We start from the raw sequence: 14,666 nt of genomic DNA on the forward strand, positions 1-14,666 counted from the left end.
TGGTGACCATTTCTCCGGAGAATCCTGCCGAAACCACCGCCCAGTCCCTGGACTTCCGTCGCATTGACTTGCGCGGACGGTCCCTGACCTTGGCGGAACTGCGCGCCGTGGTGCCCCGGGCGAAGCATCAGACCATGGCGGACGCAGAGCAAAAAGTCCTGGACATCGTTGCGGCCGTCCGTTCGCGCGGCTTCGAGGCGCTTGGGGAGTTCGCGTTGGCGTTCGACGGCGTGGAACAGTCCCACCCCCGCGTCCCGGCCGAAGCCCTTGCCGAAGCCCTTGAAAACCTTGACCCGTCAGTCCGCGCTGCCCTGGAGGAATCCATCAGCCGTGCCCGGCGCTTTGCCGATGGCCAACGGCCCGCGAACGTCGATGTGGAACTGGGGGACGGCGCCGTCGTCAGCCAGAACTGGGTACCGGTGGGCCGCGTGGGACTGTATGTTCCCGGCGGCCTGGCCGTCTACCCGTCCTCGGTGATCATGAATGTTGTTCCGGCGCTGGCTGCAGGGGTCCCATCGATCGCTTTGGCTTCCCCGCCCCAGAAGGACTTCGGCGGCTTGCCCCACCCCACCATCCTGGCCGCAGCCGCTTTGCTCGGGATCGACGAGGTCTATGCCATCGGAGGTGCCCAAGCGATTGTTTCCTTTGCCTACGGCATCCCCGGGGCCGGCGATGATCAGCCCATCGAGCCCGTGGACGTTGTGACCGGCCCCGGAAACATCTTCGTGGCCACCGCCAAGCGGCTTGTCAAAGGCGTCGTGGGGATCGACTCCGAGGCCGGCACCACCGAGATCGCCATCCTGGCTGATGCTTCCGCCCGTCCTGCGCTCGTGGCCGCGGACCTCATCAGCCAGGCCGAGCACGACCCCAAGGCGGCATCTGTCCTGATCACCGACTCCGAGGAACTCGCCTCGGCCGTGCAACGGGAACTCTCGGTCCAGGCAGGAACCACGAAGCACGGTGAGCGGGTCACCACGGCATTGTCGGGCCCGCAGTCAGGCGTGGTGCTGGTGGACGATATCGAGCAGGGCATCGCGGTCTGCGATGCGTACGCGGCCGAGCACCTGGAAATCATGACGGCGGACGCATCCGCGGTCGCCGCAAGGATCCGCAACGCGGGTGCGATTTTCGTGGGGGACTACAGCCCGGTCAGCCTCGGAGACTACTGTGCAGGCTCCAACCACGTATTGCCCACGAGCGGTACCGCAGCCTTCTCTTCCGGACTGAACGTGACGACATTCCTGCGCGCGGTCCAGGTGATCAACTACGACAAGGCTGCCTTGGAACAGGTCAGCAGGCACATCGTGAGCCTCGCCGATGCCGAAGACCTTCCCGGCCACGGCGACGCCGTCAAGATTCGTTTCGCGGACGCCTGAACCACTACATGTATGGGTCACAACCACTACATATAGTAATTACAGTCTTGTCATTAGGCCTTATGTAGCCGTAAACTGGTGCCGGAAGTCAAACTTCCGGCACCTTTTGCGTTCCCGGCCGAGGCCGCAAGGACAGGGGTCGGAACAGAACAGGGGAGGCCCAGCGTGTATTGTCCGTTCTGCCGGAACCCCGACTCACGCGTTGTGGACAGCCGGATGGCCGACGACGGCTCGGCCATCCGCCGGCGGCGCCAGTGCCCCGAATGCGGGCGCCGTTTCACCACCGTGGAGACCACCAGCCTTTCCGTCATCAAACGTTCAGGCGTGGGCGAACCCTTCAGCCGGATCAAGATCATCAACGGCGTTCGCAAGGCCTGCCAGGGGCGTCCCGTGACTGAGGACGACCTTGCGATGCTGGCCCAGGAAGTCGAGGAAAACATCCGCTCCTCAGGTGCGGCGGAAATCGACGCCCACGAGGTCGGCCTGGCCATCCTTGGACCGCTCCAGAAACTGGACGAAGTCGCCTACTTGCGGTTTGCCAGCGTCTACCAGGCCTTCGAATCGCTTGAGGACTTCGAGTCGGCCATTTCGCTGCTCCGCCACGAAGCCGAAAGCGCAGCGGCCGAAAGTGCGGCAAAGGGCGCCAAGGGCAAGAGCTCCGAGAAGAGCCCCATCTAGCTCCGGTGGCGGCAGCGGAGGGGAAGCCGCAGCCGCCACCGGCACCATCCGCTACTTGGCGAGCTTGTGGTGGAGGGCGACGTCCAGCGCGGCCCCCACGATTCCGGCGTCGTTCTTCAGTTCCGCGGTGACGATGCGGGTCCGCAGCTTCAGATGCGGGAAGTACTCGTCGGAACGCTTTGAAATACCGCCACCGATGATGAAGAGTTCGGGGGAGAAGAGGAACTCGACGTGGGAGAGATAGCGCTGCAGCAGCACGCTGTACTCTTCCCAGCTCAAGCCGTCGCGTTCACGCGCGACCGCGGATGCCTTCGTTTCAGCGTCGTGGCCGTCCACTTCGAGGTGGCCAAGCTCGGCGTTGGGCACGAGGTGCCCGTTGAAGATGAAGGCTGAGCCGATGCCTGTGCCGAGCGTGATGACCAGGACCGTGCCGTCGACGCCTTCGCCTGCGCCGTAGCGGGCTTCCGCGAGACCGGCTGCGTCGGCGTCGTTGATGACCTCGACGGGCCGGTCCAGGCGCTTGGTGAGCAGCGTATCAATGTCGGTGTCGAGCCAGGACTTGTCCACATTGGCAGCAGAGCGGACCACGCCGTGCTGGATGATTCCGGGGAAGGTAACTCCCACGGGCGAACCCTTGGCCGGAGCATCCTCGCGGGCCGACAGTTCTTCCACGATCTGTGCGATCACTTCGGCGACGGCTCCGGGGGTGGCGGGCTGCGGCGTGGGGATACGGAGCCGCTCCCCGAGCAGTTTGCCCTTCTTGAGATCGACGATGCCGCCCTTGATACCGGTGCCACCGACGTCGATGCCGATCAGCGGGCCGTTCTTGTGGATCTTCTCATCCTTCTTGGTCAATGCGTTTCCGTTCATGGCAGGAGGGGTGGGCATGTCGCAGCACGAACGGCTGCAGGTGACCTTCCGGAGAGCTTACGGAAGAGTCAGGATTTCGGCGCCGGTCTCGGTGACCAACAGGGTGTGTTCGAATTGTGCGGTCCGCTTGTGGTCGCGGGTGACTACCGTCCATTCATCGGGCCACATGTCCCACTCGATCGTTCCGAGGGTGAGCATGGGTTCAATCGTAAAGACCATGCCTGCTTCGATCACGGTGTTGTAGGCCGGCGCGGCGTCGTAGTGGGGGATGATCAAGCCCGTGTGGAAGGCCTCGCCGACGCCGTGGCCGGTGAAGTCGCGGACCACGCCGTAGCCGAAGCGTTTCGCGTAGGACTCGATGGCCCGGCCGATCACGTTGATTTCGCGGCCCGGCGCTACGGCCTTGATGGCACGGTTAAGGGACTCGCGGGTACGTTCCACCAGGAGCCGGGACTCTTCGTCTACGTCCCCCACCAGAAAGGTGTAGTTGGTGTCACCGTGGACGCCGTTGATGTAGGCCGTGATGTCGATGTTCAGGATGTCGCCGTCTTCTACGACGGTGCTGTCCGGAATGCCGTGGCAGATGACCTCGTTGAGCGAGGAACACAGGGACTTGGGGAAGCCCCGGTAGCCAAGCGTTGACGGGTAGGCGTGGTGGTCCAGAATGAACTCGTGGCCGATCCGGTCCAACTGGTCCGTCGTGACGCCAGGCTCGACGTGCTTGCCGACTTCGACGATCGCCTGGGCAGCAATTTTGCTGGCGATGCGGATCTTCTCGATGGTTTCCGCCGATTTGACCTCTGAACCGGTGAACTTCGCCGGGCCCGGCTTGCCGACATACTCCGGGCGCGGGATGGACGCCGGTACAGGCAGCTGTGGGCTGACGGTTCCACGGGTGAGCGTGCCGATGGGTGCGGTCAGAGCGGGAGAAGGCATAGATTGATCATATAAGGGACGCACGAGACGCAAGTAACTAAGTAGCTAAATATCGGCCCGGACGAAGGGCAACCGGCCCCGCCGGGGTTACGGCGGGATGCGCAAAGGAGAAACCGTGGCGGAGTTCTGGTACAACGTTCAGACACACCAAATCGAAGAGGACGCGTTGTCCGACTGGTCCCAGCTGATCGGTCCTTACAAAACCCGCGAGGAAGCCGAGCATGCCCTCGAAAAGGTCAAGGCCCGCAACGAAGCGTGGGACAAAGACGACGAGGACTAGCGGCGACGAGGGCCGGTTCCGGTCCTAGAAGGAGTGTTCCGGGCCGGGGAACTGACCGGACCTGACGTCGTCGGCGTACGCCTTCGCTGCTTCGCCCAAGGTGGTGCGCAGATCCGCATATTGCTTCACGAACTTGGCCATCTTGCCGCCGCGCAGTCCGGCCATGTCCTGCCACACCAGAACCTGTCCCGTGGTTGCGTTGCCTGCGCCGATTCCGATTGTCGGCACGTCGATGGCTGCGTCGACGGCGGCTGCGGTTTCCGCGGGAACCATCTCCATGAGCACGCAGAACGCTCCGGCATTTGCGAGGGCAACGGCGTCTTCGACCAGGCGAGCGGCGTCATCGCCCCGGCCCTGGACACGGTAGCCGCCCAGGGAGTGTTCGCTCTGGGGCGTGAAGCCTATGTGGGCCATGACGGGTATGCCGGCCTGGACCATGGCCCGGACAGTGCCCGCGTAGAATGCGCCGCCTTCGATCTTGACGGCGTGCGCCAGGCCTTCCTTCAGGAAGCGGACACCTGTTGCCACCGCCTGCTCCGGTGACACTTCGTAGCTGCCAAAGGGAAGGTCTGCCACCACCAAGGCACGCTTGGCGGATCGGGCCACCGCGCGGCACAAGGGGAGGAGCTCGTCGACGGTCACGGGGAGGCTGGTTTCGTTGCCGAAGACGTTGTTGGAGGCCGAGTCGCCTATCAGCAGGACCTCGATGCCGGCCTGGTCGAAGATTTCAGCCGTGTATTGCTCGTATGCAGTCAACATGGCAAAGCGCTCACCCTTGGCCTTGGCCTGTTGAAGGTGATGGGTTCGGATCCTGGCCGCGGGCTTCGGCGTTGAAGCCTCCGCTGAAGCCCCGGAACCTGCAGCGGCAGGTCCGGTTCCATAAGGCGCGGGAACTTCGGCGGGCATGCTGGAATCGGAACTGTTGCTTGGGGCCATGAATAGAGCGTATGCGGTACCGGCCGTCCTAGCCACCGGCGCATGAGGAGCCTCACATTTGTAAACGCTGTGTTACGCGAACTGGGGGTGCAGCCATTCCGGGCCAATGCTTAGTAGAGTGAATGCTGAGTTGTCGCAGGCTTCGAACCCCGAACCCGCGGCATGGACGTTGACCCGGAAATGAGGCCCCATGGACCGCCAGCAAGAGTTCGTTCTGCGGACTATCGAAGAGCGTGATGTGCGCTTCGTACGCTTGTGGTTTACCGACGTCGTCGGTTCCCTGAAATCGGTGGCACTTGCACCGGCGGAAGTGGAAGGCGCCTTCGAGGAGGGCCTGGGTTTCGACGGCTCGGCCATCGAGGGCCTCGCCAGGGTTTTCGAATCCGACATGCTGGCCCAGCCGGACCCCTCCACGTTCCAGATCCTTCCGTGGCGTGGTGAAACCGAGCAGACCTCCAGGATGTTCTGCGACATCCTGACCCCCGACGGCGAGCCATCGGCTGCCGATCCCCGGAACGTGCTCAAGCGCACCCTCGCCAAGGCGGCGGACATGGGCTTCACGTGCTACACGCACCCTGAGATCGAGTTCTACCTCCTCAAGTCCCAGGACCTCGACGCCAACGGCGTTCCTGTCCCCGTTGACGAGGGCGGCTATTTCGACCACGTGCCCGGCGGTGTGGCACAGGACTTCCGCCGCACGGCCGTCACCATGCTCGAATCCGTGGGCATCTCCGTGGAGTTCAGCCACCACGAGGGCGGACCCGGCCAGAACGAGATCGATCTGCGCTACGCGGATGCCCTCCAGACGGCGGACAACATCATGACCTTCCGCACGGTCATCAAGGAAGTGGCCCTGCAGCAAGGTACCTACGCCACGTTCATGCCCAAGCCGTTCACCGACCACCCGGGCTCAGGCATGCACACGCACTTCTCGCTGTTCGAGGGCGACACCAACGCCTTCTACGAGGCCGGCGCCGAATTCCAGTTGTCCAAGACCGCGCGCCAGTTCATCGCCGGTATCCTGCGGCACGCGCCGGAATTCACTGCCGTCACCAACCAGTTCGTCAATTCGTACAAGCGTCTCTGGGGCGGCGGCGAAGCGCCGAGTTACCTGAGTTGGGGCCACAACAACCGTTCCGCCCTGGTTCGTGTGCCGCTCTACAAGCCGGGCAAGGGCCAGTCCGCACGGATCGAGTACCGCGGGATCGACTCCGCCACCAACCCGTACCTCGCCTACGCCGTGTTGCTGGGTGCCGGGCTCAAGGGCATCGAGGAAGGCTACGACCTTCCGGCGGCGGCGGAAGACGACGTTTGGTCGCTGACCTCGGCCGAGCGCAAGGCGATGGGTCACACGCCGTTGCCGGCCAGCCTCCACGATGCCATCCGTGCCATGGAGGATTCCGAACTCGTCGCCGACATCCTCGGCGAGCAGGTCTTTGACCACTTCCTGCGCAACAAGCGTGCGGAATGGCAGGATTACCGGCTCCAGGTCACGCCCTACGAGCTCAAGCGCAATCTCGGCATTCTCTAGGCTGTGAGTGTGAGCCTGGCCCGCCGGCTCATCTCGGCCGGTTTCAGCGATCTTGAAAAGGGTGAACGGTTCCTTGCCGCGCGTGAACTCGACGGCATCGACCAGGAGAGGATCTTTGCCGGCCTGCACCTGAGCGCTAACCCGGACACCGCGCTCCAGTCGCTTGTCCGTTTGATTGAGAAGCATCCCTCACTCAGGGAGCTCGCGGGGGAGGACCCTGATCGCAGCGAACCGCTTTACCGCTTGCTGGGCGCATCCGAGGCCTTGGGGGAGTTCCTGATCAGGCACCCGGAACATCTGGACGTCTTCGATGTCCGCGTCAGCCCGGAGCCCTTGTCCGCCGACGCCGGGGTGCTGCGGACCAAGCTGCTCCGATCGGTCAAGGCAGACCCCAGCTCTCCCCGGCCCGTTGCGGGGATGACGGGAGCCAGCGCCTACACCGCCCTGCGGACGGCTTACCGGCGCGGGCTGACCGAACTGGCCATCAAGGACCTCTGCGCCGCCAGCCCCCAGGACTTCATGCCGGCGGTTGGCGCCGAACTGGCCGACCTCGCCGGTGCGGCGATAGAAGCGGCCCTGGCGGTTGCGAGGGCAGAAGCTGCGGCGACTTTCGATCCCGCCGATATTGCCGGCGTCGGGTTGGCTGTCATCGGCATGGGCAAATGCGGTGCCCGCGAGCTCAACTACATTTCCGACGTCGACGTCATCTACGTGATCGAGGCGCCGAACCTGGAGGATGCCAAGGCCGCAACCATCGGCACGGCCTTGGCCGCCGGGATCTCCCGTGCCATTTCGTCCACGGGATCCGAACCCGGGTTGTGGGAGGTCGACGCGAATCTGCGGCCCGAGGGGAAATCGGGTCCCCTGGTCAGGACGTTGCCCTCGCACTTGAGCTACTACGCGAAGTGGGCTGAAAGCTGGGAGTTCCAGGCGCTCCTCAAGGCCCGGACGATCGCGGGGGACAAGGATCTGGGCTCGCGTTACGAGCAGGCCGTCCAACCGCTCGTGTGGGCTTCGGCCGGCCGGGAAGGGTTCGTGGAATCGGTGCAGGCGATGCGCCGCAGGGTGACGAACAACATCGCCCCGGCAGAAGAACAGCGCCAGATCAAACTCGGTCCCGGCGGCCTGCGCGATGTCGAGTTCACGGTGCAGCTCCTGCAACTCGTCCACGGAAAGTCCGATGAAACGCTCCGTTGCCGGGATACGACGTCGGCAATAGCCGCGCTGTCCGCCGGTGGCTACATCGGCCGGGTGGACGCCGCGGCCTTCGACGCCGCCTACCGCTATCTGCGGGTTCTTGAGCACCGCATCCAGTTGTTCCAGATGCGCCGTACCCACCTGATGCCTACGAGCCAGGAGTCCTTGCGTTTCCTCGCAAAGGCGGTCCTAGGGCCCTTTTCGACGGGCAGGCCGCATCCGGACGCCCTGATCGAAACCTGGCAGAAGACCAAACGGTCCGTTCGCGAACTACACGATCGGATCTTCTACCGGCCGCTGCTCAACACGGCCGCGAAGCTGAGCACCGAAGACGCCCGGCTCACCCCGGAAGCCGCCCAAGGCCGGCTCGCGGCACTCGGCTACCGCGACCCGCAAGGCGCCATGCGCCACATCGAGGCCCTCACGGCAGGGGTCAGCCGCCGCGCCGCCTTGCAGCGGCAACTGCTCCCCATCCTTCTCGGCTGGCTCGCCGAAGGCGTGGATCCCGACGCCGGACTGCTCGCCTTCCGCCGCGTCAGCGAGGCCCTCGGAACCACCCATTGGTATCTCGGGATGCTCCGGGACTCCCAAGCGGCGGCCGAGCGGCTCTGCCACGTGCTCTCCAATTCACGCTTGATCGCCGATCTCCTGGAGGTTTCCCCGGAGTCGGTTGCGTGGCTTGGTTCCGACAAGGAACTTACGCCCCTTAGCTTCGAAGCGCAGTGGCAGGAAATCCAGTCCAAGATGTCCCGCCACGCCGATCCCGCGAACGCGATGCGGCTCATCCGGCTCATCCGGCGCCGGGAAATCCTCCGGATCGCCATCGCAGACAGTTCCGGCCTTCTGGAACAAGACGCGGTGGGCGCGGCACTGGCCGATGCCGACCGGGCTGCGGTTCTGGGCGCCTTGCACGTCGCAGAGACCATCGTGGCTTCCGAGGGCCCCCTCAAGACGCAAGTGCTGGTGGTTGCCATGGGCAGGCAAGGCGGACGCGAGATCGGCTATGGTTCGGACGCCGACGTCATGTACGTCCATCGCGCCCTTCCCGACGCGAGTGAATCCGAAGCCCAGCAGCAAGCGCTTGCCATCGTGGGGCACATTTCCACGTTGCTGACCCAACCCCTCAAGCCGGCCATCCTGGCGGAGCGGGTCCTCAGCGTCGACGCCGATCTTCGCCCGGAGGGGAAGAACGGGGCCATGGTCCGTTCCCTCGAGTCATACGCGGAGTATTACCGGCGGTGGTCCCTCATCTGGGAAGCCCAGGCGCTGTTGCGGGCACAGCCAATGGCCGGTAACGACGAATTGGCCGCGGAGTTCCTCAGGCTCATCAACCCGATCCGCTACCCGGAATCGCTCGCAGAGACCGATGTGCGCGAAATCCGACGCGTCAAGGCACGGGTCGAATCGGAACGGCTCCCGAGAGGCGCGGATCCGGCCAGGCATGTAAAGCTCGGCAGGGGCGGACTCAGCGACGTCGAATGGCTTGTGCAGTTGCTGCAGCTCCAACACGCGGGGAAGCATCCGCAACTCCGGACGACGTCCACGCTGCAGGCCCTCGACGCCATTGAGGCGTTGGGCCTGATCGACAGGAGTGACGTCGTGTTGCTACGCGAAGCCTGGCGGCTCGCGAGCCGTATCCGATCGGCGAATGTGATCTGCACCGGACGCGCCTCCGATCTCCTCCCGGCCTCCCGCCGGGATCTCGAGGCAGTTGCCAGATGGTGTGGTTACGCTCCCGGGCAAGCCGCGGTGTTCGAGGAAGATTACCTGCGCCTGAGCCGGCGGACCCGGGCTGTGTTCGAGAAGGACTTCTACGGCCAGTGAGCCCCCGCGCCTGCCGGCCCGCGGGGCGCGGAGGCGGCTAAGCTCAAAGGATGCTGGAAACCGTGTGGCTCATTCCCTTGAAGGATCTCGACGACGATGCCCGCGCCATCAAGCTCGGCGACGTCGCTGCGATGGAATTGGCCGCGGGGCAGGAAGATTTCGTCGGGGATCCGTTCACGATGATGCTCATGGGTCTCGAAGACGAAAGCCGCCTGCCGTACGTGATCGAAGCGGCTGGTGCCGCCGTCGGAGTCTTCACCTTGCAGGCCGGGGCCGCGACCTTGGCGGGATGGCCCGACGACGATTCGGCGTGGCTCCTGCGCGGGTTCCTGATCGACCAGACGAGCCAGGGGAGGGGCCTGGGCTCCTTGTCGGCTGTAGCTGCGGCCCGGGAAGCGCAGAAACTGACAGGGAGGCTGGGTGGCGGCCAGGACGGCGTCGTACTCTCGGTTAACGAACGCAATCCCGCCGCCCAGGCGGCGTACGCAAAGGCGGGTTTTCTCCAGACGGGCAGGTACCTGGGTGGTTCCTCCGGTCCGCAATGGACGATGTACCGGGGTTTCGGCGGCTAGGCCGTATCTAGGACTCGACGAGCGTCAGGATTGTTTCCGGGCGCACGCCGTCGTATTTCATGGCGTCGGCCGCAACTTCGGACTCCATGATCCGCTGGAATGTTTCCATGTCCGGGACTTCGACGATCAGGCCGACGCGGTTGGTTTTTGCCGGGTCTGCGAACGTTCGGACCGTAATGCCCATGGGTCCGAAGATTTCTTCCCGTTTTGGTGAGCTGAGCCAGTGCTCAACGTCGTCGACCTCATGGAAGATCATCAAGGTTGTCATCGTATGCCTCCGCTTTCAGAAGTTGCGCCAGGAGCCGGACGGGATGAGGACTCGCTCCAAGCATCCTGATCACGCTGAACGTACCACGGCGTCTACTGCGGCGACAGGCTTCCGAGGTGTTTGCCTGACAAGCTCATCGTGCTGCATCGCTCTCGCCCAGCGAGAAAGTAAGCTTACTGAATGAATAGACCGGACGAAGGCCCTGCAGATACTCTCCTTGGCGGTAGGTACCGTGTGCACGAGCGCATCGCCTCCGGCTCCATGGCCACCGTCTACCGGGCCTCGGATGAGTATCTTGGACGCGACGTCGCGGTCAAGATCATCAACAGGCCCGCAAGCGCGGCGGGGCCCGTCGCTCTGGACGATGAGGTGGCCATCCTCGCCCGCATGAGTCATCCCGGCCTGGTGACCCTCCTTGACGCCGGTGTCGACCGGGAGGGGCCCGGAGGACCCAAGGTTTACCTGGTGATGGAGCTGGTTGAAGGGCCGGACTTGAAACAGCGGCTGGCCGATGGTCCCGTTGTTTCGCGAGACGCGGCCCTCCTTGGCCATGATCTCGCGGACGCTTTGGAATACATCCATCGCAGTGGCGTCATTCACAGGGATGTGAAGCCAAGCAACATCATGCTCTTCGACTACAAGCAGGGGTCCGCGAGGATGCGGGCGAAGCTGACGGACTTTGGCATCGCCCTGATCTCCGAAGCCCCGCAGGGGCCTGATGGCGGCGTGTTCGGGACAGCGGCATACCTGAGCCCGGAGCAGGCGCGTTCGGAGCCTTTGAGCCCGGCCAGTGACGTGTACTCCCTCGGCCTGGTGCTGCTGGAGTGCCTTACAGGGCGGATCGCTTTCCCGGGAGATCCCCTGCAAAGCGCGCTTGCCCGGCTGATCCAGGACCCGCCGATCCCCGCCGACCTTGACGAGTTCTGGCGGACCCTCTTGGGCGCGATGACGGCGGCCGATCCCCAAGCCCGACCGACAGCGCGGGACATATCCGAGGCCCTGTACGAGCAGGCCCACTCTGACCGGGGCAAGCACAAAGTAGACAGTTCCATCATTCCGGCGGACGAAGCCGAGAGAATGGCGGCGGTGCACCAATACCAAATCCTCGATACGCCGCCGGACGGCGCTTTCGACAGGATCACCGCACTGGCGGCCCGGCTCTTCGATGTACCCATAGCAATCGTCAGCGTCGTGGACCATGACCGGATTTGGTTCAAGTCCCACCACGGAACTGCGGTTGAACAGATCGACAGGGACCCCGGTCTCTGCGCCTCGGCCATCCTTCAGGGAGGGACATGGGTTGTCGAGAACGCCCCTGAGGATCCCCGCGCGCTCTCGAACCCGCTGGTGGCGGGGGAGTTCGGACTCGGCTTCTACGCGGGAGCCCCGCTGACTACCCGCGAGGGCTACAACTTGGGGACCCTGTGCATCCTCGACTTCGCTCCGCGAAAGATGTCCGCAGCGGAGATCGACACACTCCATGACCTGGCCGCGGTAGTCATGAACGACCTGGAATTACGGCTCGAAATCCGGCTTTCGGCACAAGCCGTGCGCGCGTCGGTCGATGTCGATTAGATTAGTAAGCCTACTTACAGTATGGTTACTCAGGTTTGCACAACGATAAAGGCAATCATCAGAATGTTTACGACTGAAACGGAAGGTACATCATGAATGTCATCCTCGGAATCGTCGCGGTCATCGCGATCCTTTTCTTTATCATTGGCGGAACTGTCAAGGCCCTTGGATTCCTTCTGTGGATCGCCCCGATACTGATCGTCTTGGCGATTATCGTCTTCCTCTTCAGGTTGATTAGCGGGCGCCGGCGGGTGTAGGAAAATTGGGGGTCCGGCCCCGGCGATCCGGGGCCTTTGCAAAAGGACGGCTGTGTCTTAACGGACACAGCCGTTCTTTTTTGTGCGGGATTCTACTGCGGACATTTCCGATTCGGTAACGGAGACGGCGTTGGGGTCCGCGCGCATATCAGTGCTAAGCCAGGATGGCCGGCTCAACGTGGTGTTTTTCTTGATGTTTCTCGTTGTACGCTTCTTCCCGAAGTTCGTCATACGGTAAGCCTCCGGGAAGCGAGCCCTCGGCGAGGCCGCGGAGGACAAGGCGGCGCAAGGGTGGCTGTCCGTCTGCCGCGGGAACTGACGAACCGATCGAAGCAGGGGCAGATATGTTGGCTGCTGCCATCCGGTCAACTCCTGAGGCGCCGGCCGCGCCCAGGAGCACCACTGCGAGGGCCGCCATTGCGTGCACTACGGGTCTTTTCCAAAGCCTCATTCCTTAAACCTGCCCCAGTTGCGTCAAAACTGCGTCGGATTCTCCTTTGCGGAGGCTGGGAGCCCCAAGCTTTCAACGGCCGGAGGCGCGCGCAATTGCGAAGTGCGGTTAAAAGCGGAAGCGCCCCCCGCCCGGTGAAAGGGCAGGGGGCGCATTGTTCCCAGGGCGGTTTAGCCCTGCAATCCAGCTAGACGCCGTAGTAGAGCTCGAACTCGTACGGGTTCGGGCGCAGCGACAGCGGACGGATCTCGTTCTCGTACTTGTACTCGATCCAGGTGTCGATCAGGTCCTGGGTGAAGACGCCGCCGGCCTGCAGGAACTCGTTGTCCTCGCGCAGGGCCTCGAGTGCTTCCTCAAGCGAGCCCGGAGCCTTGGGGATGTCCTTGGCTTCCTCGGCAGGCAGTTCGTACAGGTCCTTGTCGATCGGAGCCGGGGGCTCGATGCGGTTGCGGATGCCGTCGATACCGGCCATGAGCTGGGCGGAGAACGCCAGGTACGGGTTGGAGGCGGCGTCCGGAGCGCGGAACTCGATGCGCTTGGCCTTCGGGTTGGAGCCCGTGATCGGGATGCGGATGCCGGCGGAGCGGTTGCCCTGCGAGTAGACCATGTTGACCGGAGCTTCGAAGCCCTTGACCAGTCGGCGGTAGGAGTTGACCGTCGGGTTGGTGAAGGCGAGCACGGCAGAGGAGTGCTTCAGCAGGCCGCCGATGTACCAGCGCGCGGTGTCGGACAGGCCGGCGTAGCCCTTCTCGTCGTAGAACAGCGGGTCACCGTTGCTCCAGAGGGACTGGTGGCAGTGCATACCGGAGCCATTGTCACCGAAAATCGGCTTCGGCATGAAGGTAACGGACTTGCCGTACTCCCACGCTGTGTTTTTGATGACGTACTTGAACTTCTGCAGGTCGTCGGCAGCGTGCACCAGCGTGGTGAACTTGTAGTTGATCTCAGCCTGGCCTGCGGCGCCGACTTCGTGGTGCGAGCGCTCGACTTCGAGGCCTGCTTCGTCCAGGGCGAGGCACATGGCGTCGCGGAGGTCGGCCTGGTGGTCAACCGGGGATACCGGGAAGTAGCCGCCCTTGAAGGGGGTCTTGTAACCGAGGTTTCCGCCTTCTTCTTCGCTGCTCGTGTTCCAAGGGGCTTCAATCGAGTCGACCTTATAGAAGGAACCCTGCGGGGAAGATTCGAACTGGACGTTGTCGAAGACGTAGAACTCGGCTTCGGGAGCAAAGAATGCCGTGTCCGCAATGCCGGTGGAGGCCAGGTAAGCTTCGGCCTTTTCGGCAACGCCGCGCGGGTCGCGGTGGTAGGGGTCACCCGTGCGGGGGTTCACGATGGAGAAGTTCAGTGCCAGGGTCTTCTCGACGCGGAAGGCGTCGATGAAGGCCGTGGTAACGTCCGGGATGAGCTGCATGTCGGACTCGGCGATGCCCTGGAAACCGCGGATGGAAGATCCGTCAAAGAGCTGGCCGTTGACAAAAAAGTCAGCGTCAACGCTCTTCGCCGGCACATTGAAGTGCTGCTGGACGCCCGGAAGATCGGTGAAGCGGATATCGACGAATTTAACGTCTTCGTCTTTGATGAACTTGAGGACTTCGTCCGCAGTCTTGAACATCTATGCTCCTAACGCATAACAGGTAACAGGCCCTCGGGCCGTCTGGTCCAGCGCAAACCGAAAGCAGGGAAACAAAAAAGTATCCCTGATGCGGCGGCTAGCAACTTCTCCAACCATAGGGAAATGGGATTTCCCCGGAGTGTCAGTATTGTTTCGGGCAGGTTACAGAACTGCCCGCCGTGTAAACGCTACTGGTCTACTGCAGTGCCAGTCTATGTCTTACGCCTATGTGTCTGTTTCCTTGTGAACACTGTGAACGTTCCACTACCTGCGACCATCGCCGCCAACCATCCGATGGTGAAG

14 protein-coding genes are annotated in these 14,666 nt (G+C 63.4%); 8 read left to right on the plus strand and 6 right to left on the minus strand.

What is annotated here, in order from left to right; translation table 11 throughout:
• Positions 1 to 2 precede the first annotated feature (2 nt).
• Both hisD and nrdR read left to right on the plus strand, forming a co-directional pair.
• Positions 3 to 1,376, plus strand: a complete 1,374-nt coding sequence (gene hisD / locus AB0O52_RS13205; RefSeq protein WP_364538209.1) for a histidinol dehydrogenase — start codon at positions 3 to 5, stop codon at positions 1,374 to 1,376.
• 165 nt (positions 1,377 to 1,541) lie between these two features.
• Entirely contained in the window at positions 1,542 to 2,054 is a 513-nt protein-coding gene (gene nrdR / locus AB0O52_RS13210) for a transcriptional regulator NrdR (protein ID WP_364538211.1), read from the plus strand.
• A gap of 51 nt (positions 2,055 to 2,105) precedes the next feature.
• Here the strand turns inward: nrdR and ppgK are convergent, their stop codons facing one another.
• Together ppgK and map are read right to left on the minus strand one after the other, a co-directional pair.
• A complete protein-coding gene (ppgK, locus tag AB0O52_RS13215) occupies positions 2,106 to 2,909 on the minus strand; it encodes a polyphosphate--glucose phosphotransferase (protein WP_364538321.1) in 804 nt (267 codons plus the stop codon).
• 72 nt (positions 2,910 to 2,981) lie between these two features.
• Positions 2,982 to 3,860, minus strand: a complete 879-nt coding sequence (gene map / locus AB0O52_RS13220) for a type I methionyl aminopeptidase (RefSeq protein WP_364538213.1) — start codon at positions 3,858 to 3,860, stop codon at positions 2,982 to 2,984.
• Positions 3,861 to 3,975: 115 nt separating this feature from the next.
• Here map and AB0O52_RS13225 point away from each other — a divergent pair, with 115 nt between their 5' ends.
• Positions 3,976 to 4,140, plus strand: coding sequence for an SPOR domain-containing protein (locus AB0O52_RS13225; protein ID WP_234753867.1), 165 nt, complete (start codon positions 3,976 to 3,978; stop codon positions 4,138 to 4,140).
• A 24-nt stretch (positions 4,141 to 4,164) separates the two neighbouring features.
• Here AB0O52_RS13225 and panB read toward each other — a convergent pair whose 3' ends face one another.
• On the minus strand, positions 4,165 to 5,076 hold the full coding sequence (gene panB / locus AB0O52_RS13230; RefSeq protein ID WP_364538215.1) for a 3-methyl-2-oxobutanoate hydroxymethyltransferase: 912 nt from the start codon (positions 5,074 to 5,076) through the stop codon (positions 4,165 to 4,167).
• 190 nt (positions 5,077 to 5,266) lie between these two features.
• On the opposite strand from panB, the gene AB0O52_RS13235 reads away from it, so the two are divergent.
• From AB0O52_RS13235 to AB0O52_RS13245, 3 genes are read left to right on the plus strand one after another with little or no spacing between them, the layout of a single operon-like run.
• Positions 5,267 to 6,607, plus strand: a complete 1,341-nt coding sequence (locus AB0O52_RS13235) for a glutamine synthetase family protein (RefSeq protein ID WP_284751784.1) — start codon at positions 5,267 to 5,269, stop codon at positions 6,605 to 6,607.
• A 9-nt stretch (positions 6,608 to 6,616) separates the two neighbouring features.
• Complete coding sequence (locus tag AB0O52_RS13240) at positions 6,617 to 9,628, plus strand: bifunctional [glutamine synthetase] adenylyltransferase/[glutamine synthetase]-adenylyl-L-tyrosine phosphorylase (RefSeq protein WP_364538217.1); 3,012 nt, start codon at positions 6,617 to 6,619, stop codon at positions 9,626 to 9,628.
• A 50-nt stretch (positions 9,629 to 9,678) separates the two neighbouring features.
• Positions 9,679 to 10,200, plus strand: coding sequence for a GNAT family N-acetyltransferase (locus tag AB0O52_RS13245; protein ID WP_364538219.1), 522 nt, complete (start codon positions 9,679 to 9,681; stop codon positions 10,198 to 10,200).
• Positions 10,201 to 10,207: 7 nt separating this feature from the next.
• Here the strand turns inward: AB0O52_RS13245 and AB0O52_RS13250 are convergent, their stop codons facing one another.
• Positions 10,208 to 10,468: a hypothetical protein gene (locus tag AB0O52_RS13250; RefSeq protein WP_364538221.1), complete on the minus strand. Its 261-nt coding sequence runs from the start codon at positions 10,466 to 10,468 to the stop codon at positions 10,208 to 10,210.
• Positions 10,469 to 10,648: 180 nt separating this feature from the next.
• Here AB0O52_RS13250 and AB0O52_RS13255 point away from each other — a divergent pair, with 180 nt between their 5' ends.
• Positions 10,649 to 12,043, plus strand: coding sequence for a GAF domain-containing serine/threonine-protein kinase (locus tag AB0O52_RS13255; RefSeq protein WP_364538223.1), 1,395 nt, complete (start codon positions 10,649 to 10,651; stop codon positions 12,041 to 12,043).
• 92 nt (positions 12,044 to 12,135) lie between these two features.
• On the plus strand, positions 12,136 to 12,300 hold the full coding sequence (locus AB0O52_RS13260) for a DUF2207 domain-containing protein (RefSeq protein ID WP_148667595.1): 165 nt from the start codon (positions 12,136 to 12,138) through the stop codon (positions 12,298 to 12,300).
• 154 nt (positions 12,301 to 12,454) lie between these two features.
• On the opposite strand, the gene AB0O52_RS13265 is transcribed toward AB0O52_RS13260, so the two are convergent.
• Together AB0O52_RS13265 and glnA are read right to left on the minus strand one after the other, a co-directional pair.
• Positions 12,455 to 12,727, minus strand: coding sequence for a hypothetical protein (locus AB0O52_RS13265; RefSeq protein ID WP_364538225.1), 273 nt, complete (start codon positions 12,725 to 12,727; stop codon positions 12,455 to 12,457).
• Positions 12,728 to 12,938: 211 nt separating this feature from the next.
• The gene (gene glnA, locus AB0O52_RS13270) at positions 12,939 to 14,363 is read right to left on the minus strand and encodes a type I glutamate--ammonia ligase (protein ID WP_364538227.1); all 1,425 of its coding nucleotides are present in this window, start codon (positions 14,361 to 14,363) and stop codon (positions 12,939 to 12,941) included.
• Positions 14,364 to 14,666 lie beyond the last annotated feature (303 nt).

It is taken from the genome of Arthrobacter sp. NPDC080073 (genome assembly GCF_040686575.1).
Taxonomy (GTDB): domain Bacteria; phylum Actinomycetota; class Actinomycetes; order Actinomycetales; family Micrococcaceae; genus Arthrobacter.